The organism is Sphingorhabdus buctiana (assembly GCF_042680825.1).
In the GTDB taxonomy this organism is placed as follows: Bacteria; Pseudomonadota; Alphaproteobacteria; order Sphingomonadales; family Sphingomonadaceae; genus Sphingorhabdus_B; species Sphingorhabdus_B buctiana.
Window position 1 is genome coordinate 26496 of record NZ_JBHUEL010000011.1, and the last position, 21743, is coordinate 48238.

Here is a 21743-nt window from a genome sequence, read left to right on the forward strand (position 1 = left end):
CCCGCGATCAGAAATCGCGGCTGAATTTAAGGCCGATCACCCGTGGCTTGATGATCGTATCGTAGAATGCACCACCCGTTGGTGTGCTGGGCGTAACGCCCGTACCACAAACAGTTTCGACGCAAGATACGCCGGTGTTCACGACACCGAATGAGTCAAACAGGTTGGTTGCAAAGGCTTCAATGCTCCACATGTCGTTCTTCACACCGAAGCTGAAGTCGACAGTGGTGTAAGCGCCGAGGTTGCCCTTGAGTGCTTTCTGCGCAGTACGCAGGTCGGTAGCGCGGCTACCGGTATGATTTGCCGCGAGTTGGACATGGCCGTTCCAGTCCGAAATCGGGAATTCATAACGCGCAATCATGTTACCCTTGAATTTCGGGGTAACCGGCAGGCGTGACCCAGCAGGTGCAAGCAGGGCGTTGCCCGGCGTGGTGCAATCAAAGGTAGCATTCGCGATGCGGCAGAAATCGCGACGGATTTCGGCATCGTTATAGCTGAAGCCCGCGTTGAGGCTGAAACCGCCCTGACGGTAACCGACATCCATTTCGACACCGCGAATACGCGCGATACCGGCATTCCGGATTTCGGTCAGGCCGTTGGCACCGAGGAAGGAAAGCTGGATGTTGTTCCAATCTTCCTGATAGACGGCACCGTTGAAGCGGAATGCGCCGAAAGTGGTCTTCCAGCCAAGCTCGTAATTGTCGAGTTCATCCGGGCCATAAGGCGGGAGCGTACCGCGGCGGTTGATACCACCAGGACGGAAACCGCGTGACCAGGTTGCATAGACCAACGCGTCATCGTTGATCTTGTAGGTCGCATTCAGCTTGTGGATGAAATCGCTGTCCGATGTGTTCTTGTCCACATTGGTGCAAGGGGCACCGGGCAGGATCGGGGTAGCAAAGGTTCCGGTCGGGTTGTCGCGGAATTCGGCTCCCGTGGTGGTGACGCAGCGGGCAACACCTGTGTTCCGCGAATATCCGCGAGCAAAGCCAAAGAAGCCAAACAGCGAGTTGTCATATTTATAAACGCGCGCGCCACCGGTCAGCGTCAGCTTGTCGGTAACATCAAAGCTGAGCTCACCAAATGCGGCATAGTCGCGATCGGTGCGCAGCTGCTTGGTCAGCCAGATATTGCTGTCGGTTCCCGGAACGGTGATGCTGTCAGCGATATCGTCGATGATGTAGTTCTGCTCAATATTGTGTGTCTGGCGTTGCCAGAACAGACCACCGATGAAGCGAAGCGAAGCATCCTGCGGCGATGAAACGCGGAATTCGGCAAAGCTCTTACGATAACGGTCGATACCCTGGATATACTGGTTGGGGCTGACATAATCGCCAGCATTGTCATACCAGTAAGCACCATATCCCGACAAAGCGTCGTAGAAATAGCCATAGTCCGAATAGTCACTCTGGGTTTCAGTCTTGCGCCGCAGATGGCCGCCGGTGAGCGTCATATCCCAGTTGCCGATCTTGCCTTCGATCGTCATCGCAGCCTGGATCCACTTATCCTTGCTGCCTTCGGGGTTGTACTGGACAGTGGTATATTTACCGCTCGACTGGCCGGAGCGCTCACGCGCATAACTGCCTTCGGTATTCTGAATCTGGCCCATCAAGGTCGGCTTGATGGTCCAATTTTCGTCAAGATCGATACCGAGTGCAAGGCGTGCACCATAGGTTTCGGCATCGTTGTAGTTTTTCTCAACAAGGGCAGCGTTGTTTTGTGTGATGCCAGATGTCGGATAGGTGCGCGATCCGGGCAGGTTATCGATATAGCCGCCATCGTCGCGATACCAGCCGACCAGGCGCAAGGCTGCACTGTCACTAAGCGGCGCGTTGATGAAACCTTCGAATACCGAACCAAAGTCGCCATGGGCGACATTGTTGATCTCTACACCGGCATTTCCGTAGAAACCTGAAGTGTCAGGCGCATTGGTCACCAGCTTGAGCGTGCCCGCCATCGAGCTTGCACCATAGAGCGTGCCCTGCGGCCCGGCGAGCGCTTCGACACGGGCAAGGTCATAAGCATGAATGTCGAGCGCACCCTGGATCGTGGTGATCGGCATTTCGTCCAAATAGGTACCAACGGTCGGAAGCGACGCTGAGTGGTTGGCATTTTCACCCGAAGCCACGCCGCGGAAATAGACCTGCGCGAAGCCAGGTCCACCCTGCTGGATGGTCACCGAGGGAAGGAATTTCACGACATCGGCAAATTCATTGACCTGCAGTTGGTCAAGCTTCTCGGTTCCAATCGCGGTGATCGCGACGGGAACGTCTTGCAAATTCTGTTCGCGCTTCTGCGCGGTAACGACGATTTCGTCGGTGTCTTCCGCCGCAGCTGACTGGGCATAGGCGGGAAGTGAAATTGCGACCGAACTTGAAGCCAGAAGCGTCGCGACCGCTGTACGTACATGCTTATTGCGTAGTGATTTGCGCATTGCGCACCCTCCATTATGTTGCAATGCCGCAATCCCACATATTTCTGGAATCATGGCAAGATTTTTTCGTCTAATGACGTGTTTGGGCCAAATTATTCCGTCTGCTGTGGCTTTGGCGCAACGCTGCCATCAATCGTCGACAAAAGGGAAACCGATGTCCTGCTGGCGTTCTTACCCGAAAGGGCTTGCCAACTACTGACTGCGCGTTAGGGCATATTCAAACAGGGTGAGGGACCGATCCGTATATGCAAACTTCCATGGCTTTGCTTGGCAAGCGGCGTTTCCTGCCACTTTTCGTCACCCAGTTCCTGAACGCGTTCAACGACAATTTCTTCAAGATGGCGATGGTGATGTTGATCACCTATTCCATCCTGCAGGGCGGAGAAGCCGAAGAAGCCTATTACAATGCGCTTGCGGGTGGCATTTTCATCCTGCCCTTCTTCCTGCTGTCGGCAATTTCAGGCCAGTTGGCAGACAGCGGCGACAAAACCCGCATCATCCGTTTGGTCAAAACCGCCGAGATCTTCATCATGATCGTCGGCGCAGCCGGTATCTGGCTGCACAATATCCCGCTGATGTTCCTCGCGCTTTTTGCCATGGGCGTTCATTCGACCTTTTTCGGCCCGATCAAATACGGAATCCTGCCGCAGCACCTTAAAGACGAAGAAGTGCTCGGCGGTACCGGCCTCGTCGAAGCCGGCACCTATATTGCGATCCTGAGTGGTACGATCGTAGGCGGGATTTTGGACCCCAAGATTTCCGCTGTGGCCGTTATTCTTGTTGCATTGATCGGTCGCGTAACCGCACAATTCGTTCCCGCAGCACCACCGGAAGATGATGCGCCCACCGGCAAGATCGACTGGAACATTTTCCGTTCGAGCTGGCGCCTTGTGCGCGACACGATGCATGTGCCGCGCCTGTTCCTCGCGATCATGGCCATCAGTTTTTTCTGGGCTATCGGTGCAGTCCTTGCAGCGCAATTCCCGCCGATGGTCAAAAATGCCCTAGGCGGCGACAATACCGTCGCAACCATGTTTACCGCCATTTTCTCGGTGGGCGTCGCCATCGGTTCGGTGCTGATCAACCGCATTCTCAACGGCTCTGTTTCAGCGAAATATGCGCCGGCTTCGGTGTTGATCATGGCGGCTTTTGTTCTGTTGCTTTGGTGGGCCGTCAAAGGATGGGTGCATGTGCCCGACAACCCGCAAGATGCCGATGCGTTGCTGAACTATGCTGAATTCTGGGCATTGCGCCAAGGTGACATCATCTTGTTTGCGCTTTTGGGAATAGCCGTGGCCGGCGGCATGTTCGTAGTGCCGCTATACGCGTTCCTCACCACTACGGTCGGCAAATCGCAAACGGCCCGTACGGTTGCGGCAAACAATATCGTGAATTCTGGTGCGATGGTGATCGGCGCGTTGGTTTACAGCCTGCTGACGGCGATGAACATCAGCACAGCCGATACCTTGTTCCTGATTGCTGCTGCGTGCCTCGTTTCAGCATGGATCAGCTGGAAACTGCACCTCGCCTGCGATTGACTGCATCAGGCGATGAAGGTGTAGAACACCGTAAAAAATGCGCCAAAGCTGATCAGGAACAGGTGCGTATCTTCGCGCTGCCACCATTTCGCAGCAACTGGCTGCCACTTTGCAGGCACAGCAAGCACATGCGGAGCCAGTTCCTGACGGAAGGGGTGCTGCGCACCTTCATTCGATTGAACCAGCTGTCGTTGCATCGCGATTGTCCCTTAATGCTTTGGTTACGCGGGACGTTAACGTTTCATTAGGGATATTGGCGAGGCACAAAGGTGGTTAATAACGGTTCCGACGGCAACCGTTCCATTTTGCGACAGATTTTGTGGAGTGGTGCCCCTGGCCCGACTCGAACGGGCACACCTTTCGGTACTCGATTTTGAGTCGAGCGCGTCTACCAATTCCACCACAGGGGCAGTGAGGGGGAGCCTCTAGCGAAGCTCCCGCCCGGGCGCAAGCCTACTTGCGCAGTTCGCGTTCAAGAGTCTTGTGCGTCGACTTGCCATAAGGCGGTTTGAACCCGGCCATACCGGCAACATCCATCGCAGGCTGGCGGTAAACCGCGCGCATATGGCTGAACGTCTTGAACCCATCGGCGCCATGATAATTGCCCATTCCGGAAGGGCCGATGCCGCCAAAGGGCAGGTCTTCCATCGCATTATGGAAAATCACGTCGTTGACGGTAGCCCCGCCCGAAATGGTGCGGGTGAGGACGCGTTGTTCCTCTGCTTTGTCGTTGCCGAAATAATATAGGCCCAATGGACGATCATGCGCGTTCACATAATCAATCGCTTCATCCATTGACGAATAGGTCATGACAGGAAGGATCGGGCCGAAGATTTCTTCCTGCATCACCTTCATGTCGTCATTGACGTTGCGAACAATGGTCAATGGCATCTTGTTGCCGTTCGACGATCCGAAATCCTCATTGGCTGGATTGACCTCGATCAGTTCGGCACCCTTTTCCTTGGCATCGGCAAGATAGCCCTGCAGCCGGTCATAGTTGCGGCCATTGACCACCGATGTGTAATCATCATTGTTCAACAGCGAGGGATAGAGCGTCGAAACGCCATTGACGACGCCGTCGATCATTTCCTGTTCCTGCTCTTTGGCGACAAGCAGGTAATCGGGCGCAAGGCAGATCTGCCCGGCATTCATCATCTTGCCCAGCGCGATGCGTTCACCCGCTTTTTTCTTGTCGGCACTGCGCCCGATAATCGTCGGTGATTTGCCGCCGAGCTCGAGCGTGACCGGCACGAGGTTATCCGCTGCAGCGCGCATGATGTGCTTGCCGACGCTGGTAGCGCCGGTGAAGATCAGGTGGTCGAACGCAAGTTTGGAAAAGGCCGTGCCAACTTCAACCCCGCCGGTAAAAACCGCCATTTCCTCTTCGGCGAAATATTTGGGCACCGCTTCGGCAAACACCTCTGCCACGCGTTCGGTATATTCGGACGGTTTGATCATGGCGCGGTTGCCCGCTGCCAATATACCGGCCATCGGCACCATCACCATGCCAACGGGGAAATTCCAGGGCGCGATGACCCCGACAACACCCTTTGGCTGGTAAACCACATCCGCCTTCGCCCCGATCAGACCGAGCGGGAAAGTGGGTTTGCGCTTTTCATTGCGTGCCCAGCTTTCAAAATGCTTCTTCGCATGTTTGAGCGCACTCACCGACGGCATGATGTCGGTCATCAGCGTCTGTTCGGTGCTGCGATGCCCGAAATCGGCCGAAACCGCCTGGGCAAACACATCCTTGTAATCAATAAGCAGCGCAATCGCGCGGTCCATGCGATCGCGCCGGACCGACATCGGCTCCGGCATGGCTGAGGTAAAAGCGGCCCTCTGCTTTTGCAGAACGGTTTGCATATCTGCGGTCATGTCTCTCTCCTCTATTTAACTGGTGGATTAACATTTGTGCATAAGAATGCAACGCGTCTGCACATTGTGTTGCGGCGTACAGGGGATTAAGGGCGAATCCGTAACGTCTCCCATGCCTAAGGCGCAATAAAAGGAATGCATCCATGAGCAGCACCGATCCCGTCGTCATCCTATCCTATGCCCGCACCCCTATGGGCGGCATGCAGGGCGTGCTTTCGGATGTGGCCGCAACCGATCTGGGCGCAACCGCTGTCAAAGCAGCCGTCGAACGCGCTGGCGTATCGGGCGACGATATCGAACGCATCTATATGGGCTGCGTGTTGCCTGCCGGCCTTGGCCAGGCCCCTGCCCGCCAAGCGGCATTGAAGGCGGGCCTCCCGAAATCGGTGCAGGCCACCACCGTCAACAAGGTATGCGGCAGCGGCATGCAAACCGTAATCATGGGCGCAGAAGCCATCGCCGCCGGCTCGGTCGACTATGTCATCGCGGGCGGCATGGAGAGCATGACCAACGCGCCCTATATCCTCAAAAAGCATCGCAGCGGTGCGCGCATCGGCCATGACACCGCCTATGACCATATGTTCCTCGATGGCCTTGAGGATGCCTATGAACCGGGCCGCGCGATGGGCACCTTCGCACAGGAAACCGCAAACGAATATCAACTCACCCGCGAAGATCAGGACGCCTATTCGATTGAATCGCTTCGCCGCGCACAAGAGGCGATTTCCTCTGGCGCCTTTGCATCTGAAATAGTTCCGGTAACCGTCGTCAGCCGTGCAGGCGAAACTGTAGTCGACACCGACGAACAGCCTGGCAAGGGCCGCCCGGACAAGATCCCGACGCTGAAGCCCGCTTTTGCCAAGGATGGCACAATCACTGCAGCCACCTCTTCATCGATTTCAGACGGTGCCGCTGCGCTTGTGCTTTCGCGCGCTTCGACCGCAGAGGCAAAGGGGCAGAAGCCCGTTGCGCGTATCGTCGCGACTGCGGCGCACGCGCAGGAACCCGCTGCATTCACCACCGCTCCAGTCGGTGCGATCAACAAATGCCTCGCCAAGGCAGGTTGGAGCATCAGTGATGTTGACCTGTTCGAAGTCAACGAGGCCTTTGCCTGCGTTGCCATGTTTGCGATGCGCGACCTTGGTATCCCGCATGAGAAGATCAACGTCCATGGCGGCGCAACCGCGCTTGGCCATCCCATCGGTGCTTCGGGCGCGCGCATCATCACCACACTGATCGGCGCGTTGAAGCATAAAGGCCTGAAGCGCGGCGTCGCTTCGCTCTGCATCGGTGGCGGCGAAGGCACTGCGATTGCGATCGAACTGGTTGATTGATCCGCAGCGGTGAACATCGTCTTCGTCCTTTTTGACAATGTCACCCAGCTCGATTTCGCCGGGCCGGTTCAGTTCCTGTCACGCCTGCCCGGCGCGACAACCTATATAGCTTCCACGGATGGCAAAGCTGTCAGCACCGATTGCGGCTTTGCCATCGTACCGAACACCAGCTTTGCCGATTGCCCGCAGGCAGACATCATCTGCGTTCCGGGCGGACATGGCGTGCGTGAGGCGATTGCAAATACCGCCATCGTCGAATTCGTGCGCGAACAGGCCAAGGCTGCCGATTGGATAACGAGCGTCTGCACAGGCAGCTTCATCCTAGGCGCTGCGGGATTGCTCAATGGCAAGCGCGCGACCACCCACTGGGCCTATACCCAATTGCTGCCGCTATTTGGTGCCACGCATGAAGAAGCCCGCGTCGTGCGCGATGGCAATCTGGTGACAGCAGGCGGTGTGACCTCCGGCATTGATTTCGCGCTTGAACTGATGGCGCTTGCCAAGGGCGAGGATGTCGCTCGCTCGATCCAGCTCGCGCTCGAATATGATCCGGCCCCGCCTTTCGATGGCGGCCATCCCAGCCGCACTGCGCGACCGCTGGTCGAAGGCTTGAAGGCGCGGGTCTATGACAAGGCTGCTGCCGATATGGAAGCAGCCATCTGCGCGACACTCGCCGCAACTTAACGCTGGACCGACTCTGCATCGCACGCTAGCGATTTAATCGAGGGATTAAATCGGGAGAGAGAAGCGATGCGTTTTGGGCGTAATTCGTTGCTGGTGGTTGCTGGTCTGGCTGCCCTGGCGGTAACTGGCTGCAAGTTGGCAGATAATAATCCGGGGGCGAAAGACCCTGAATTTGCCAAGATTGACGGCGAATTTCTGAAAACTGGTGGCAATGGCGATGACTGGGCTTTCCCGGCTTATAGCTATGGCGAACAACGCCACAGCCCGCTCACGCAGATCAACGACAAGAATGTCTCCGAACTCGGCATTGCCTGGTTTGCCGACATGCCCGATGCGCGCGGCCATGAATCGACCCCGGTCGAAGTAGACGGCACGCTCTATGTAACCGGCCCTTGGTCCAAGGTTTTCGCTTTCGAGGCAAAAACCGGCAAGCCTTTGTGGCAGTTCGACCCCGGCGTGGACAAGGCACGGGGCGTGAAAGCGTGCTGCGACGTCGTCAACCGCGGCGTCGCCTTCTGGAAAGGCAAGCTTTTCGTCGGCACCATCGATGGCCGCCTGATCGCGCTTGATGCCAAGACCGGCGGGGAAATCTGGTCAGTACAGACTCTCGATCCCAAGTCGAACGGTACGATCACCGGCTTCCCGCGCGTCGTGAAGGATAAAGTAATCATCGGCAATGGCGGCTCCGAATTCGGCGCGCGCGGCTTTGTGACTGCCTACAATGTAGATACCGGCAAGCAGGTCTGGCGTTTCTACACCGTGCCAAACCCCAAGGGCGAACCCGACAACGCCGCCAGCGACAAGGTGATGAAGGAACTTGCCTACGACACGTGGAGCAAGGAACCCAAAAAGCATGACTGGCGGGAATCTGGCGGTGGCGGCACAGTTTGGGACGCGATCGTTTACGATCATGAGCTGGACCAGCTTTACCTAGGCGTCGGCAACGGCAACCCGTGGAACCACGGCATCCGTTCGAACAGCGAAGGTGACAACCTGTTCCTCTCGTCCATCGTCGCGCTTGATCCCGATACGGGCGAGTATAAATGGCACTATCAGGAAACCCCGGCCGAAAGCTGGGATTACACGGCTACCCAGCCGATCATCCTCGCCAATGAAAAGCGCGATGGCAAGGATGTGAAGGTGCTGTACCACGCGCCGAAGAACGGCTTCTTCTTCACGATTGATCGGACCAACGGCAAATTGCTCTCGGCCAATCCGTTCATCAGCGGCATCACCTGGGCAACAGGCTATGACCTTGCCACGGGTCGCCCGATCGAAAATCCCGAAGCGCGTTATGAAAAGACCGGCAAGCTTTACATGGCGAACCCGTCTGCGCTGGGTGCACACAACTGGCATCCGATGAGCTACAACCCGGCCACGGGCCTGGTATACATCCCGGCCCAGCAATTGGGTGGGGCCTATATGCCTCCAATGGCGCCGAACGAGCAGGGCCGTAGCTCGATGGGCTTCAACACCGGCGGTGCAATTGCAACCGCAGACGTGCCCGACGACTTCAACATGGTGAAGGCGATCCAGGCGGTGACCACAGGCCAGTTGGTCGCGTTCAACCCGAAAACCGGCAAGGCGCAGTGGACCGTCAACTATCCCACCCCGTGGAATGGCGGCACGATGACCACGGCAGGCAACCTTGTTTTCCAAGGTGATGCCATGGGCAAGTTCAACGCCTACGCCGCTGATACTGGTAAGTTGCTCTACAGCCTTGATGTGCAATCAGGCGTGCTGACCGGTGCTTCGACCTATCTGGTCGATGGCGAGCAATATGTCGCCTTCATGACCAGCAAGGGCGGCGCCTTCCCGCTGGTTTCGGGTTATGTCTCGGGTGCGAGCCAGGAGGTTCCCAATATACCGCGCCTGGTGGTGCTCAAACTGGGCGCCAAGGGCAAGCTGCCCCCTCTGCCGCCCGCGGAAGAATGGGTCTGGAATCCACCGGCACAATTCGGCAGCCCGGAACTGATCGCAGCAGGTCAATCCAACTATCAGCGCTATTGCCTGGTTTGCCACGCCCCGGGTGCAGTGGGATCTGGTGTACTTCCCGATCTTCGCAAATCGGGAACCATTGCCGACGCGGCAACCTTCAAGTCGATCGTCTATGACGGCATCCTTGCGAAGAACGGCATGGCCAGCTTCAAACCCGTGTTGAAGCCCGAAGAGGTGGAAGCGATCCGTGCCTATCTCGTCAGCCGCGCGCACTTCGCAAAAGCCAATGACGCGAAGTTCAAAGTCAGCCGCAAATGATGCCCATGAATCTGGCATCTGCCTAAAAAATAGGCAGCATAAAATGAGCAAGCCCCGCGCCTTTACCGCGCGGGGCTTTGCTTTTTCCGCAACTAACTGCGCCTCGCTCTAAAACACAAACTGGCACGATCCTTGATAAGGTTGCGCCATTACACTCGCGCGCGCGGGTTTCAGCGCTGCGCCAAAATGGGGAAAGCCATGAAAAAGATCGAAGCGATCATCAAACCGTTCAAGCTCGACGAAGTGAAGGAAGCGCTGCACGAAGTTGGCGTTTCGGGCATCACCGTGACCGAGGCAAAGGGCTTTGGCCGCCAGAAGGGCCATACCGAACTGTATCGTGGTGCCGAATATGTCGTCGATTTCCTGCCCAAGGTGAAGCTTGAAGTCGTGGTTGACGATGCCCTCGCCGAGCGTGTGGTCGAAGCGATCGCGGCAGCCGCGCAAACCGGCCGCATCGGCGATGGCAAGATTTTTGTTATCCCGGTCGAAACCGCCCTGCGTATCCGCACCGGTGAACGCGACAGCGATGCCGTCTAAACCCAAGAAATCCGCCCAAAAAACAAAATCGGGCAAATCCAAACAATCCAAGTCAAAGAAGGAAAGCATCATGGCTTCAGCCAAGGACGTACTGAAACAGATCAAGGAAAATGATGTCGAGTGGGTAGACCTGCGTTTCACCGACCCGAAGGGCAAGTGGCAGCACCTCACCATGTGCGCTGGCGTGCTCGGCGAAGATGAACTCGAAGACGGCCTGATGTTCGACGGTTCGTCGATCGAAGGTTGGAAGGCGATCAATGAATCCGACATGATCCTGCGTCCTGACCTGGACTCGGTCTATATGGACCCGTTCAGCGCGACGCCGATGATGATCATCAACTGCGACATCGTCGAGCCTTCGACCGGTGAACTCTATGCCCGCGACCCGCGTTCGACCGCGAAGCGCGCCGAAGCCTATCTGAAGGCAACCGGCATTGGTGACACCGTCTATGTCGGCCCCGAAGCAGAGTTCTTCATGTTCGACGACGTGACCTTCTATGATGGTTATGACGGTTCGGGTTTCCGCATCGACGATATCGAACTGCCGACCAACACCGGTCGTTCGTATGAAACCGGCAACCTTGCCCATCGTCCGCGCGCCAAGGGCGGCTATTTCCCCGTTGCTCCGGTCGACAGCGCTGTCGACATTCGCGGCGAGATGGTCACCACCATGCTCGAAATGGGCCTGCCCTGCGACAAGCATCACCACGAAGTTGCTGCCGCCCAGCATGAGCTTGGCCTGACCTTCGGCACGCTGGTGCAGACCGCCGACCGCATGCAGATCTATAAGTATGTCGTGCACCAGGTTGCCCATGCCTATGGCAAGACCGCAACCTTCATGCCGAAGCCAATCAAGTCGGACAACGGCTCGGGCATGCACACCCACATTTCGATCTGGAAGGGCGGCAAGCCGCTGTTCGCAGGCAATGGCTATGCAGGCCTTTCGGAAATGTGCCTGTACTTCATCGGCGGCGTCATCAAGCACGCCAAAGCGCTTAACGCCTTCACCAACCCGACCACCAACAGCTACAAGCGCCTGGTGCCGGGCTTTGAAGCCCCCGTGTTGCTCGCTTATTCAAGCCGCAACCGTTCGGCTTCGTGCCGCATTCCTTACGGCACCGGCGACAAGGCAAAGCGCGTTGAATTCCGCTTCCCCGATGCCCTCGCCAACCCCTATCTGTGCTATTCGGCACTGTTGATGGCGGGCCTCGACGGCATCCGTAACAAGATCCACCCCGGCGACGCGATGGACAAGAATCTGTACGACCTGCCGCCGGCAGAGCTCGCCAAGGTTCCGACCGTTTGCGGAAGCCTGCGTGAAGCGCTCGACAGCCTCGCTGCAGACCACGACTTCCTCCTCGAAGGCGATGTCTTCAGCAAGGATCAGATCGAAGCGTATATCGAACTGAAGTGGGACGAAGTGACCCGTTGGGAAACCACCCCGTCACCGGTCGAATTCGACATGTATTACAGCGGCTAAAGCTGGGGGGCATGCCGCAATCGAAAGGCGTCCGGAGCAATCCGGGCGCCTTTTTGCTTGCCTTTCCCTATCGCGGCATCATCAAACCAGCACGGCCGGCTGCAACAAAGGCCGCAAGCAAAAGGCCCCCGCTCACCAGTGAAACCAGCATCAGCGGCGTCGGTGTGACCGCCATGCCGATGGAAGCAGCAGCGCCCCAGAGCAAAATGACCGAGCCGACTATGCAAAATGCAATATTGCCAGCGTCGCGGCTGAGGCCGCGCATCATCTCGTCATAAAATTTCCAGTCGCGGAACGAAACCACGACCGAGACAAACAGTGCCACTACAATTGCAAGAAAGCCCATTGTTGGCGATATCGCGCGATCCGGCCCGGCATTCGCCAAAGCAATCAGCGCCAGACCCAAAGCCACCATCGAGATGGTTGAACCTGTTAGCACGCGCCGCTGCTCGCTGATTTCCTCAGCATCTTCGACATTCAGGAACTTTGAACCCAATTTCGGCGACAGCAAGCCCAGCCCGACTATCCCGCCGGTCAGGAGGTAGATTATCCCGACTCCGCTGGTGAGGATCTGGTCGACTTGCATCGCCTTCGGATCAAGCTGGCTCATACCGAAATAACCGATGACCCCTCCAACCAGCGCGCCGGATACCAGCTGCACAAAGAGTTTGCGAAGTTTGCGGCTGTTCTCGTCAACTGTACTGCGCGTCATTTCAATCTACCTCAGCTTCCCAATGATCGATGAAAAGGTCAGGCACCTGGCAGGCGAAAAGTTTTGCCATCCTGAGTGCCAGTGGCAGGCTTGGGTCATATTTGTCGGTCTCGACCGCATTGATCGTCTGCCGCGATACGCCAAGGCGTCGGGCTAGTTCACCCTGGCTCCACCCTGCACTTTCACGGAATTCCTTCAAACGGTTTTCCAAGATTGCCACTCCTTTGTGTCAAGAGCTCTTTACAGTCCACGATTTCGGATGTCAAGAGCTCTTTACAGTACGTCCTCGGCCGTCAGCACAGTCTGCCCTGAATTTTAATCGTGCGATTGAAACGCCAGTTGACCTTGGCTCAAAAAGTCCCAAATCAAAACCCAAGCTTCGCTTTTGCGACTCGCTGGGATTTAAGGAGAGAGACATGGACAGCTATCTGAAGCATTATATCAACGGCAAATGGGTCGACAGCATCGGCGGCAAGCGCCACGAAGTGATCAGCCCCTCGACCGAAGAGCCCTGCACCGAGATTACCCTTGGCACCCAGGCTGATGTTGACGCTGCAGTCGCAGCAGCGCGCGAGGCATTCAAGACCTTCAGCCAGACGAGCCGTGAAGAGCGGATCGCGCTGATGAACCGCATCATCGAAGAGTATAAGAAGCGGATCCCCGACTTCGCCAAATCGATGGCAGCCGAAATGGGTGCGCCTGTCAGCTTCGCAACGATGGCGCAGGCCCCGGCCGGCCTTGGCGGCTTCCTTGGCACCCTTCCTGCGCTTGAACAGTTTTCGTTCAAGGAACAGCATGGCGCGAACACTGTTGTGTACGAGCCGATCGGCGTCGTTGGCATGATCACGCCGTGGAACTGGCCGCTGAACCAGATCGCACTCAAGGTTGCGCCTTGCATCGCAGCAGGCAACACCATGGTGCTGAAGCCTTCGGAAGAATGCCCCGGCAACGCGGCGATCTTTGCTGAAGTGATGGATGCCGCTGGCGTTCCGCCGGGTGTGTTCAACCTCGTTCAGGGTGACGGCCCAACCGTAGGTGCGGCGATTTCGGCCCATCCGGGAATCGACATGGTCAGCTTCACCGGTTCGACCCGTGCAGGTATCCTTGTTGCAAAGGCAGCTGCCGATACCGTGAAGCGCGTCCATCAGGAACTGGGCGGCAAATCGCCCAACGTCGTGCTTCCCGATGCCAAGTTTGAAGAAGTCCTGCCGCCGACCGTGCAGGGCGTCCTCATCAACAGCGGCCAGAGCTGCATCGCGCCGACCCGCATCCTCGTTCAGAAGGATCGCGCAAAGGAAGCTGCAAACTTCGTCAAAGCGATGTTTGAAGGCACCAAGGTTGGCGATCCTCTACAGGAAGGCGCGCATATCGGCCCTGTCGTGAACAAGGCTCAATATGAGAAGATCCAGGGGCTGATCCAGTCAGCCATCGACGAAGGCGCTACGCTGGAAACCGGTGGCACCGATCGTCCGGCCGATCTCAACCGCGGCTATTACATCAAGCCGACCGTATTCTCGGGCGTCACGCCCAACATGCGCATCGCCAAGGAAGAGGTTTTCGGCCCGGTCGCGACCATCATGGCCTATGAGGATCTCGATCAGGCAATCGAAATCGCCAACGACACCGAATATGGCTTGTCTGCGGTTGTTTCGGGCGATCCTGCCAAGGCGGCTGAAGTGGCACCGAAGCTGCGTGCCGGCATGGTTGCCATCAACAATTGGGGCCCCGCACCCGGCGCACCTTTTGGTGGCTACAAGCAGTCGGGCAATGGCCGTGAAGCCGGCCTGTTCGGTCTCAAGGACTTCATGGAAGTGAAAGCGATCAGCGGCCTGCCTGCATGAGCTTTCACATGACGAAAAATGTGCGCCAGTCCCTCGCCCTCATGGGTGCGGGGCTGGCGCTCGCCTTTTCAGCCCCGGCGACTGCGCAGTTGAACAAGGCCGAGGCCAAAATGGTTGCAACTGTCGACGCCGAATATGAGCGGTCGGTTGCGCTGCTCGAGAAACTGGTCAACCAGAATTCGGGTACAATGAATTTCGAAGGCGTGCGCACCGTCGGTGAGATGATGCGCGCCGAACTGGAACCGCTGGGTTTCAAGGTTGAATGGATCGATATGGCCGCTGCCGGCCGATCCGCGCACCTCGTCGCGACCAAAAACGGCAAGAAAGGCACCAAACGCCTCTTGCTGATTGCGCATCTAGATACCGTCTTTGAACCCGATAGCCCCTTCCAGAAATTTGTCCGCATAAAAGCAGGCTCGACCGACGAGGCCGAAGGACCGGGCGCGGGAGATGACAAGGGTGGAATGACCGTCATCGTCGCTGCACTTCGCGCTATGCAGGCGGCTGGAACGCTTAAAGACGCCAATATCGAAATCCACATGACCGGCGACGAAGAAGATGCCGGCGATCCGATTGAAGTGACGCGCGGGCCGTTGATAGAGGCCGGCAAGCGCGCCGATGTCGCATTGGATTTTGAGGGACTGGTCCGCGATGAGGGGCGCGACATGGGCTCGATCGCGCGGCGGTCTTCAAACAGCTGGAAGCTGGAGGTCAGCGGCGTCACCGGTCACAGCTCGCTGATTTTCAGCAACACCTATGGCGATGGCGCGGCGTTTGAACTCGCCCGCATATTGCACCGCTTCCGCACAGAATTGCCCGAACCAAATCTGACATTTAATGTCGGGTTGATCGCTGCCGGGCAGGAAGCTGCGCTCGACGCCAGTGGCATTCGGGCCACTGCCGCAGGCAAGACCAATATCATTCCCGGCATCGCCTATGCGCGGGGCGACTTCCGGACGCTTTCCGAAGAACAATCGGCGCGCGTTCGCGCCAAGATGCTGCAGATCGTCTCTGAATCCGCGCCGAAAACCAGCGCCAAAATCAGCTTCGATCCCGGCGCCTATCCGGCAATGGCGCCAACGGCTGGAAACAGGGCGCTGCTCGACAGGCTGAACGGCGTAAACCGTGACATGGGGCTGGCCGAGATGCCCGCGCTGGATCCGCTGAAACGCGGCGCGGGCGATATCAGCTTTGTCGCCAATGATGTCGATGGCCTCGCCGGTCTTGGTACCTACAGCCGTGGCGATCATGCACCCGGTGAAACCGTCGATCTCGACAGCATCAAACGGCAGGCAAAACGCGCCGCCATCCTGATGTCGCGTTTGAGCAAAGAAAAGGCGAACTAAACCGCCTTGCCACCCCGGAAGGACGAGGCCACCAATCGCGACAGCAAGCCGCGGAGATTGGGGTAATTGGCCTTGTCGTAATTGCTGCCATTGCCGAACTTCGCCGCAAGACGGCGATGCACCTCGGGTAGCGCGTGGTACGGCACGCTGGGTACCAGATGGTGGAGCGCGTGATAGCGCAGGCCCACCGGGGCCCAGAATTCACCCATGATGCCCGGCGGCGGTACGTTGACGCTGTCGAGATATTGCTCGGTGACGCTCAGCACCTCGCCATCATTTTCCCACAGATGGGCGACGAGTGTGCGAACCTGGTTCAGCACCAAAGCGGCGGCCACAATTGCAAGATAGATGAGGAAGGCCTTGACCGGGATCCAGCCAATGAAAACGGCGGTCAATATTCCAATTGACCAGACCGCCGCACCGGTTTCCATGATGATCCAGTCACGGCGGAATTCGCCTTCGGGCATCGCGCGCCGATAGGAAGGGTTGATCGACAAGGTCGAAAAACGCGCAACGGTCTCGCGGCGAATCCAAGGGCTTATCAGCGATAACGGTGACAGGATCGCGAAACGCACCAGAAACCCAATCGAACCCAGGGCGGCGACCAGCATGAAGAAAACCAGCATGTGCGGCTTCATTAACGCCAGCGGCAAATATTCCGGATCGCGGTCGGTTCCGTAGCGCATCTTCGAATGGTGCTGGTTGTGGGTATCTTCATAGGTGAAGGACGGAATCAGCATCGGGATGCCAACAAGGAAATTCCAGACCCAGCGGAACCCGGGCACATGATCACGCTTCATATGCGTAATTTCATGGATAAACAGCGCAGCGCGATACAGGAAGGTGATGGCCACGGCCGCACCAGCGAGTTGGATGGCCAGTGACGAACCGGCAATCGTAAAATAAAGACCCGCATAGCCGAGCAAGGCCGAGCCCAGAAAATCAGGCCAGTAAATGCCGGGTTTTGCAACGCTGAATTCGCGCGTCAGGGCAGCAGCTTCACGGATAAGTTCATTATCCTCGACTGACTTTGCCTTCGCTACTGTCACTTGTTCCATGCGGGCCATATAATCGGTCAAAGCCGCAACGTCACGCCCCGTGAATTGCAAATCTTTCCGATTTGAGTAATCGCTGCGAAACTCAGAAATTCTGGCGCAACCGCTCGATCATCCGGTGCGGCATCGGTGTGTTTTCCTGCTCCGCATAGATATGGCTGCTGATCCGTTGCACGCGATAGTACAGGTCTTCGCTGGCCATGATCAGGGTACGCGCCTCTTCGGGCATGCGCTGCACCATCCAATCATCGGTCGCCGGAGCATAGCCCAGCTCATCCAACTCGCGCATGATATCCGACGCATGGATTTCCCCCGCTCGAATGGCTTTCTGATTCAGCAACCATGCAATGACATGCATCAGCCGGGTCGTAACCTTCAGGGATTCGCAGGAAAAGGCGACTGCGACATCCGCGGGTGAGATTTCGCGCGCGCGATCACTGTCGAAATAGGAACGCGCCTCATCGGCCAGCACCATCGCTTCGGTGTAAAGACCGTCAATCAGCTTGGGCGTTATTTGGTACTGCGGCGCATGCATCAAATGCCCATGCCAAACCGACTCCACCGCTGTCAGCAAGATTTACCACTTTTCCACTGCATTCCTGAAAATGTTCCATAAAGGAACGTTAACCAGAACATGCCGTGTTTATGCGATGATATCCGGGATCAATTGATCCTCAAGCACGCCAATCCTGTCTTTCAGGGCCAGTTTCTTCCTCTTCAGCCGCGCAATTTGCAGTTGATCCGACACTGGATTGGCCTGGAGCGCAGTAATCGCATCGTCAAGATCGCGGTGTTCGATCTTAAGCAATTCAATCTGCTGACGGATACCCTCGTCGTTCATGGCGCCCCGGTTCATAACAACTTGTAATCCAACCCTGATAGCCACCCTGGCCCCGTGTCGCCAGAACGAAAATCACCTGCGGCAAAGTGGATGCTTTTTCGCGAGACAGGCTGTGGAAAACATGTTCTACTTTCCGTCTTGGCTCTGGTGAGTCGAAATGAATCGGCTCTCCGGGCGACAAGCCAGAAGGAGATAGCGGTGAGTGAAAATCATCTGTCGGCCCTGCGCCTGAAACATGCCGAACTCGAAGCGCAGCTTGAAAAAGAAGAAACCCGGCCATTTCCAGACGATGATTTGATACACCGCATCAAAAAGCAGAAATTGCAGTTGAAAGACGCGATGGCACAGGAGTTAGCCTCGGTTTAAACCCGACTGCATACGTAATTTTTTGCTGCGAGCCTGTATCGGGTATCGCGTGCGCCCATGCCATCTGCTAACCGGGTGGCATGGAAAGCGCAGCCATAGCCGCACGCAACATATTGACCGGCCTTCACGAAGTGATGGCTTCGGGAAATCACGCGCAGGCAAAGCTGAACCAAGTGGTCAATATCATCGGTGAGGCGCTGTCGAGTGAGGTTTGCTCGATCTATCTGCTGCGCGATGGTGTTCTCGAACTTTTTGCAACGCGCGGTCTGAATCAGGACGCTGTGCACGTCACCAAACTGGGCTTTGGCGAAGGACTTGTTGGAACGATTGCCGACAATGTCGAAACGCTGAACCTCGATGAAGCTGCAGCGCATCCGGCATTCCGATATATGCCCGAGACGGGAGAAGAACGCTTTCACAGCTTTGCCGGTGTGCCGATCGTCCGTTCCGAACGGGCGGTGGGCGTGCTCGCGGTCCAGCACGCCGAGCCGCGCAAATATGCCGAAGTCGAGATCGAGGCGTTGCAGACAACCGCGATGGTGCTTTCGGAACTGATCGCCAATGCCGGCCTGATCGACGAAGCTGGCACCATCGGCAGCGGCCAGACCGGCACTGCCGTGCTGAACGGCCTGCCATTGGTATCGGGTGCGGCAGCGGGTATCGCCATTTTCCACCAGCCCAATGTGCGCATCGAACACACAATGGCGGAGGATACCGAGGCCGAGCGCGCACGCGTCTATTCCGCGTTCGACAAGATGCGCGAGCAGATCGACCGCATGGCGAACATGGCCGAATTCGGTGCGGGTGGGGAGCATGAGGAGATCCTCGATACCTACAAGATGTTCGCCTATGACGAAGGCTGGTCGCGGCGCATCAACGAAGCGATCGACAGCGGCCTGACCGCAGAAGCCGCCATCGAGCGCGTCCAGCAGCGCACCCGCATGCGGATGCGTCAGATTGACGATCCCCTGCTCGCTGATCGCATGCACGATCTGGAGGATCTGTCGAACCGACTGCTGCGCATTGTTTCCGGCCAGATGGGGACTGCGGCCCAGTTGGGCCTCAAGCAAGACTCGATCCTCGTTGCGCGCAACCTCGGTCCGGCCGAATTGCTCGAATATGACAAGCGTCGGTTACGCGGGGTTATCCTAGAAGAAGGTTCACTGACGGCGCATGTCACGATTGTTGCTCGGGCAATGGGTGTTCCCGTGCTCGGCCGTGTGGGGAGCGTGCGCCAGACGATACGCGAAGGCGACATGCTGCTTCTCAATGTCGATGAAAAAAATGTCATCGTCAGGCCATCGGCGGCGGTCCAGCAGGCATTTTCAAGCGAGCTTGCCGACCGCCAAAAGAAAAAGGCCCGCTACGCCGCACTGCGCGACGTTCCTTCGGTCACCAAGGACGGGCAAAAGGTCGCATTGTTGATCAACGCAGGGCTGCGTGACGATGCACTGGCCATCGGCTTGTCTGGCGCAGAAGGTATCGGCCTGTTCCGCACCGAGTTCCAGTTTCTGATTTCCGCGACGCTGCCACAACGTGAGCGGCAGCAGCGATTCTACCGTGAAGTGCTTGATGCCGCGGGTGACAAGCCAGTCATCTTCCGGACCATCGACGTGGGCGGAGATAAGGCGCTGCCCTATCTGAAGCATATTTCCGAAGAAGAGGAAAATCCGGCCATGGGCTGGCGCGCCTTGCGCCTTGCGCTCGATCAGGAAGGCCTGATGAAAGCGCAGGCCCGCGCCTTGCTGGAGGCTGCCGCTGGACGTAACCTCAATGTGATGTTCCCGATGGTTTCGGAACCTTGGGAGTTTGATGCTGCGAAACAGGTTTTTGAGGCACAGCTGGAATATCTGACTGCACGCAAGAAACAGCTGCCCTCACGCATCCGTTATGGCGCGATGCTGGAAGTACCCGCTTTAGCGGAGATGCTCGACTTGTTGTTGCCAAAGATCGACTTCCTTTCGATCGGCACCAACGACCTGACCCAGTTTCTGTTCGCGGCCGACCGCGCCGACCCGAGGCTCGCTGAGCGCTACGATTGGCTGAGCCCGGCCATTTTGCGGTTTATCCGCCGTATCGTTATTGCCTGTGAAGAGCATAAGGTCGACCTCACTGTCTGTGGTGAAATGGGTGGCAGGACGCTCGAAGCCATGGCGTTGGTTGGCATCGGGCTGCGAAGGCTGTCGATCACTCCCGCAGCGGTCGGTGCGATCAAGGCGATGGTCCGTTCACTTGATTCAGAGGCAATCGCTGTGGAAATGGAAACAATTCTGTCATCTCCATCGGGCAATATCAGGGACAGGCTCAATCAATGGGCAACAAGCCAAGGCGTTGAAATCGCTTGAGACGATACAAGTTTTGACCTTTTAAACATTGACTTTCGTTATAGCAGCGCCATTGTCTTGCATCCGCTCGGCAGAAGTGGGTTTCTCGGGTCGTTGGAGTGCGATTAAGTGAAAGATCGCGATCAGGATAATAGCGAAACAGAGGCGACTGCGCCCGAAACTGGTAGCGTCGGAAGCCAGTTGCATGCCGCGCGTGAAGCTGCAGGCCTCTCCTTGACCGAGATTGCTACGCGTACGCGTGTTCCCATCCGTCATCTCGAAGCTATCGAGGCTTCGAATTATTCGGCGCTTCCCGGTTCGACCTATACGATCGGCTTCACCCGGTCCTATGCAAAGGCTCTGGGACTTGATGAAACCGCTCTTCTTACCGAATTGAGGCAGGAACTGGCTGAGGGCGGATATCAAAACGTCGCCCGAACACCCGAATATGAACCAGCCGATCCAGCACGTGTGCCTTCGCGCCCGCTTGCCTGGGGGGCGGCGGCTCTCGCCATCGCACTCATCATTGTCTATTTCATCTGGCGCAGCTTTGCCTTGGCGCCCGTCGCAGAGGGTGATGCTGCAAAGCCCGTCGCCGAAGCCCCGATCAAGGACCAATCAGGCCCGGCCAAAGCCGAGACGCAAATTGATCCGTCCGGCCAGGTAGTGATTACTGCGCGCGAAACCGTGTGGCTGAAAATTTACGACGCAGGGAACAACCGGCTCTATGAAAATGAAATGAAGGCCGGTGAGAGCTTTACCGTTCCTAAAGATGCCAACAATCCGATGATCGTTACCGGCCGGCCGCAGGTTTTGGACGTGACAATCGGTGGAAAGCCCGTTCCGCCGCTTGGTAATGGTGAACGGTCGATCGCAGATGTCGGCATAAGCGCGGCAGCGCTGCTGGCACGTAAGACCGAGGCTGCACCAGTGCAAAATGCTACTGGCGCAAGCACGGGACCCGCAGCAGAGAGTGCAGCCCAACAATAAGGCGAAAGCCATCCACAGATTTCTGGCAAGAATTGGGCTGGAAGTTCCACTTGCCCTTTATTCGGGATTCCACCTCCGTTATAGTAATCAAAGTGGTGGCAATTGTAAAAATTGCATTGAATCCAGATTG

The 21743-nt window shown here is 57.1% G+C and carries 19 protein-coding genes and 1 tRNA gene; 11 read left to right on the forward strand and 9 right to left on the reverse strand.

Features of this window, described 5'->3' with window-relative positions; translation table 11 throughout:
• Positions 1-7 precede the first annotated feature (7 nt).
• The gene (locus ACFSAG_RS12655) at positions 8-2434 is read right to left on the reverse strand and encodes a TonB-dependent receptor (protein ID WP_381515413.1); all 2427 of its coding nucleotides are present in this window, start codon (positions 2432-2434) and stop codon (positions 8-10) included.
• Between the two features lie 245 nt (positions 2435-2679).
• On the opposite strand from ACFSAG_RS12655, the gene ACFSAG_RS12660 reads away from it, so the two are divergent.
• Positions 2680-3972 (forward strand): MFS transporter, encoded by a 1293-nt coding sequence (locus ACFSAG_RS12660; protein WP_381515416.1) that lies wholly within the window; start codon positions 2680-2682, stop codon positions 3970-3972.
• A 5-nt stretch (positions 3973-3977) separates the two neighbouring features.
• On the opposite strand, the gene ACFSAG_RS12665 is transcribed toward ACFSAG_RS12660, so the two are convergent.
• The 3 genes from ACFSAG_RS12665 to ACFSAG_RS12675 all read right to left on the reverse strand — a co-directional run bounded on the left by ACFSAG_RS12665 (position 3978) and on the right by ACFSAG_RS12675 (position 5847).
• A complete protein-coding gene (locus ACFSAG_RS12665) occupies positions 3978-4169 on the reverse strand; it encodes a hypothetical protein (RefSeq protein ID WP_374614652.1) in 192 nt (63 codons plus the stop codon).
• Between the two features lie 128 nt (positions 4170-4297).
• A tRNA-Leu gene (locus ACFSAG_RS12670) sits at positions 4298-4382 on the reverse strand.
• A gap of 43 nt (positions 4383-4425) precedes the next feature.
• On the reverse strand, positions 4426-5847 hold the full coding sequence (locus ACFSAG_RS12675) for a coniferyl aldehyde dehydrogenase (RefSeq protein ID WP_381515419.1): 1422 nt from the start codon (positions 5845-5847) through the stop codon (positions 4426-4428).
• A gap of 143 nt (positions 5848-5990) precedes the next feature.
• On the opposite strand from ACFSAG_RS12675, the gene ACFSAG_RS12680 reads away from it, so the two are divergent.
• The 5 genes from ACFSAG_RS12680 to glnA all read left to right on the forward strand — a co-directional run bounded on the left by ACFSAG_RS12680 (position 5991) and on the right by glnA (position 12138).
• Positions 5991-7181: an acetyl-CoA C-acyltransferase gene (locus tag ACFSAG_RS12680; RefSeq protein ID WP_381515422.1), complete on the forward strand. Its 1191-nt coding sequence runs from the start codon at positions 5991-5993 to the stop codon at positions 7179-7181.
• A gap of 9 nt (positions 7182-7190) precedes the next feature.
• The gene (locus ACFSAG_RS12685) at positions 7191-7865 is read left to right on the forward strand and encodes a DJ-1/PfpI family protein (protein ID WP_381515425.1); all 675 of its coding nucleotides are present in this window, start codon (positions 7191-7193) and stop codon (positions 7863-7865) included.
• Between the two features lie 66 nt (positions 7866-7931).
• The gene (locus tag ACFSAG_RS12690) at positions 7932-10121 is read left to right on the forward strand and encodes a PQQ-dependent dehydrogenase, methanol/ethanol family (protein ID WP_374614647.1); all 2190 of its coding nucleotides are present in this window, start codon (positions 7932-7934) and stop codon (positions 10119-10121) included.
• Between the two features lie 198 nt (positions 10122-10319).
• Positions 10320-10658: a P-II family nitrogen regulator gene (locus ACFSAG_RS12695; protein ID WP_374614646.1), complete on the forward strand. Its 339-nt coding sequence runs from the start codon at positions 10320-10322 to the stop codon at positions 10656-10658.
• Between the two features lie 70 nt (positions 10659-10728).
• Positions 10729-12138, forward strand: a complete 1410-nt coding sequence (glnA, locus tag ACFSAG_RS12700) for a type I glutamate--ammonia ligase (protein ID WP_374614644.1) — start codon at positions 10729-10731, stop codon at positions 12136-12138.
• Between the two features lie 67 nt (positions 12139-12205).
• On the opposite strand, the gene ACFSAG_RS12705 is transcribed toward glnA, so the two are convergent.
• Together ACFSAG_RS12705 and ACFSAG_RS12710 are read right to left on the reverse strand one after the other, a co-directional pair.
• On the reverse strand, positions 12206-12850 hold the full coding sequence (locus ACFSAG_RS12705; protein WP_381515429.1) for a hypothetical protein: 645 nt from the start codon (positions 12848-12850) through the stop codon (positions 12206-12208).
• Between the two features lies 1 nt (position 12851).
• The gene (locus ACFSAG_RS12710; protein WP_381515432.1) at positions 12852-13061 is read right to left on the reverse strand and encodes a helix-turn-helix transcriptional regulator; all 210 of its coding nucleotides are present in this window, start codon (positions 13059-13061) and stop codon (positions 12852-12854) included.
• 205 nt (positions 13062-13266) lie between these two features.
• On the opposite strand from ACFSAG_RS12710, the gene ACFSAG_RS12715 reads away from it, so the two are divergent.
• Both ACFSAG_RS12715 and ACFSAG_RS12720 read left to right on the forward strand, forming a co-directional pair.
• Positions 13267-14691 (forward strand): aldehyde dehydrogenase family protein, encoded by a 1425-nt coding sequence (locus ACFSAG_RS12715; RefSeq protein WP_381515435.1) that lies wholly within the window; start codon positions 13267-13269, stop codon positions 14689-14691.
• A gap of 8 nt (positions 14692-14699) precedes the next feature.
• The gene (locus tag ACFSAG_RS12720) at positions 14700-16037 is read left to right on the forward strand and encodes a M20/M25/M40 family metallo-hydrolase (RefSeq protein WP_381515438.1); all 1338 of its coding nucleotides are present in this window, start codon (positions 14700-14702) and stop codon (positions 16035-16037) included.
• On the opposite strand, the gene ACFSAG_RS12725 is transcribed toward ACFSAG_RS12720, so the two are convergent.
• The 3 genes from ACFSAG_RS12725 to ACFSAG_RS12735 all read right to left on the reverse strand — a co-directional run bounded on the left by ACFSAG_RS12725 (position 16034) and on the right by ACFSAG_RS12735 (position 17933).
• Positions 16034-17095, reverse strand: a complete 1062-nt coding sequence (locus ACFSAG_RS12725) for a fatty acid desaturase family protein (protein WP_381515441.1) — start codon at positions 17093-17095, stop codon at positions 16034-16036. The two genes, ACFSAG_RS12720 and ACFSAG_RS12725, sit on opposite strands and share 4 nt — an antisense overlap.
• Before the next feature lie 82 nt (positions 17096-17177).
• Positions 17178-17654: a DUF1465 family protein gene (locus ACFSAG_RS12730; protein ID WP_381515444.1), complete on the reverse strand. Its 477-nt coding sequence runs from the start codon at positions 17652-17654 to the stop codon at positions 17178-17180.
• A gap of 81 nt (positions 17655-17735) precedes the next feature.
• Entirely contained in the window at positions 17736-17933 is a 198-nt protein-coding gene (locus ACFSAG_RS12735; protein WP_374614698.1) for a YdcH family protein, read from the reverse strand.
• A gap of 198 nt (positions 17934-18131) precedes the next feature.
• On the opposite strand from ACFSAG_RS12735, the gene ACFSAG_RS12740 reads away from it, so the two are divergent.
• From ACFSAG_RS12740 to ACFSAG_RS12750, 3 genes are all read left to right on the forward strand, one after another.
• Entirely contained in the window at positions 18132-18299 is a 168-nt protein-coding gene (locus ACFSAG_RS12740; protein ID WP_381515447.1) for a YdcH family protein, read from the forward strand.
• An 80-nt stretch (positions 18300-18379) separates the two neighbouring features.
• Positions 18380-20644 (forward strand): phosphoenolpyruvate--protein phosphotransferase, encoded by a 2265-nt coding sequence (ptsP, locus tag ACFSAG_RS12745; RefSeq protein ID WP_374614634.1) that lies wholly within the window; start codon positions 18380-18382, stop codon positions 20642-20644.
• A gap of 108 nt (positions 20645-20752) precedes the next feature.
• Complete coding sequence (locus ACFSAG_RS12750) at positions 20753-21613, forward strand: helix-turn-helix domain-containing protein (protein WP_381515453.1); 861 nt, start codon at positions 20753-20755, stop codon at positions 21611-21613.
• The last annotated feature ends 130 nt before the right edge of the window (positions 21614-21743 follow it).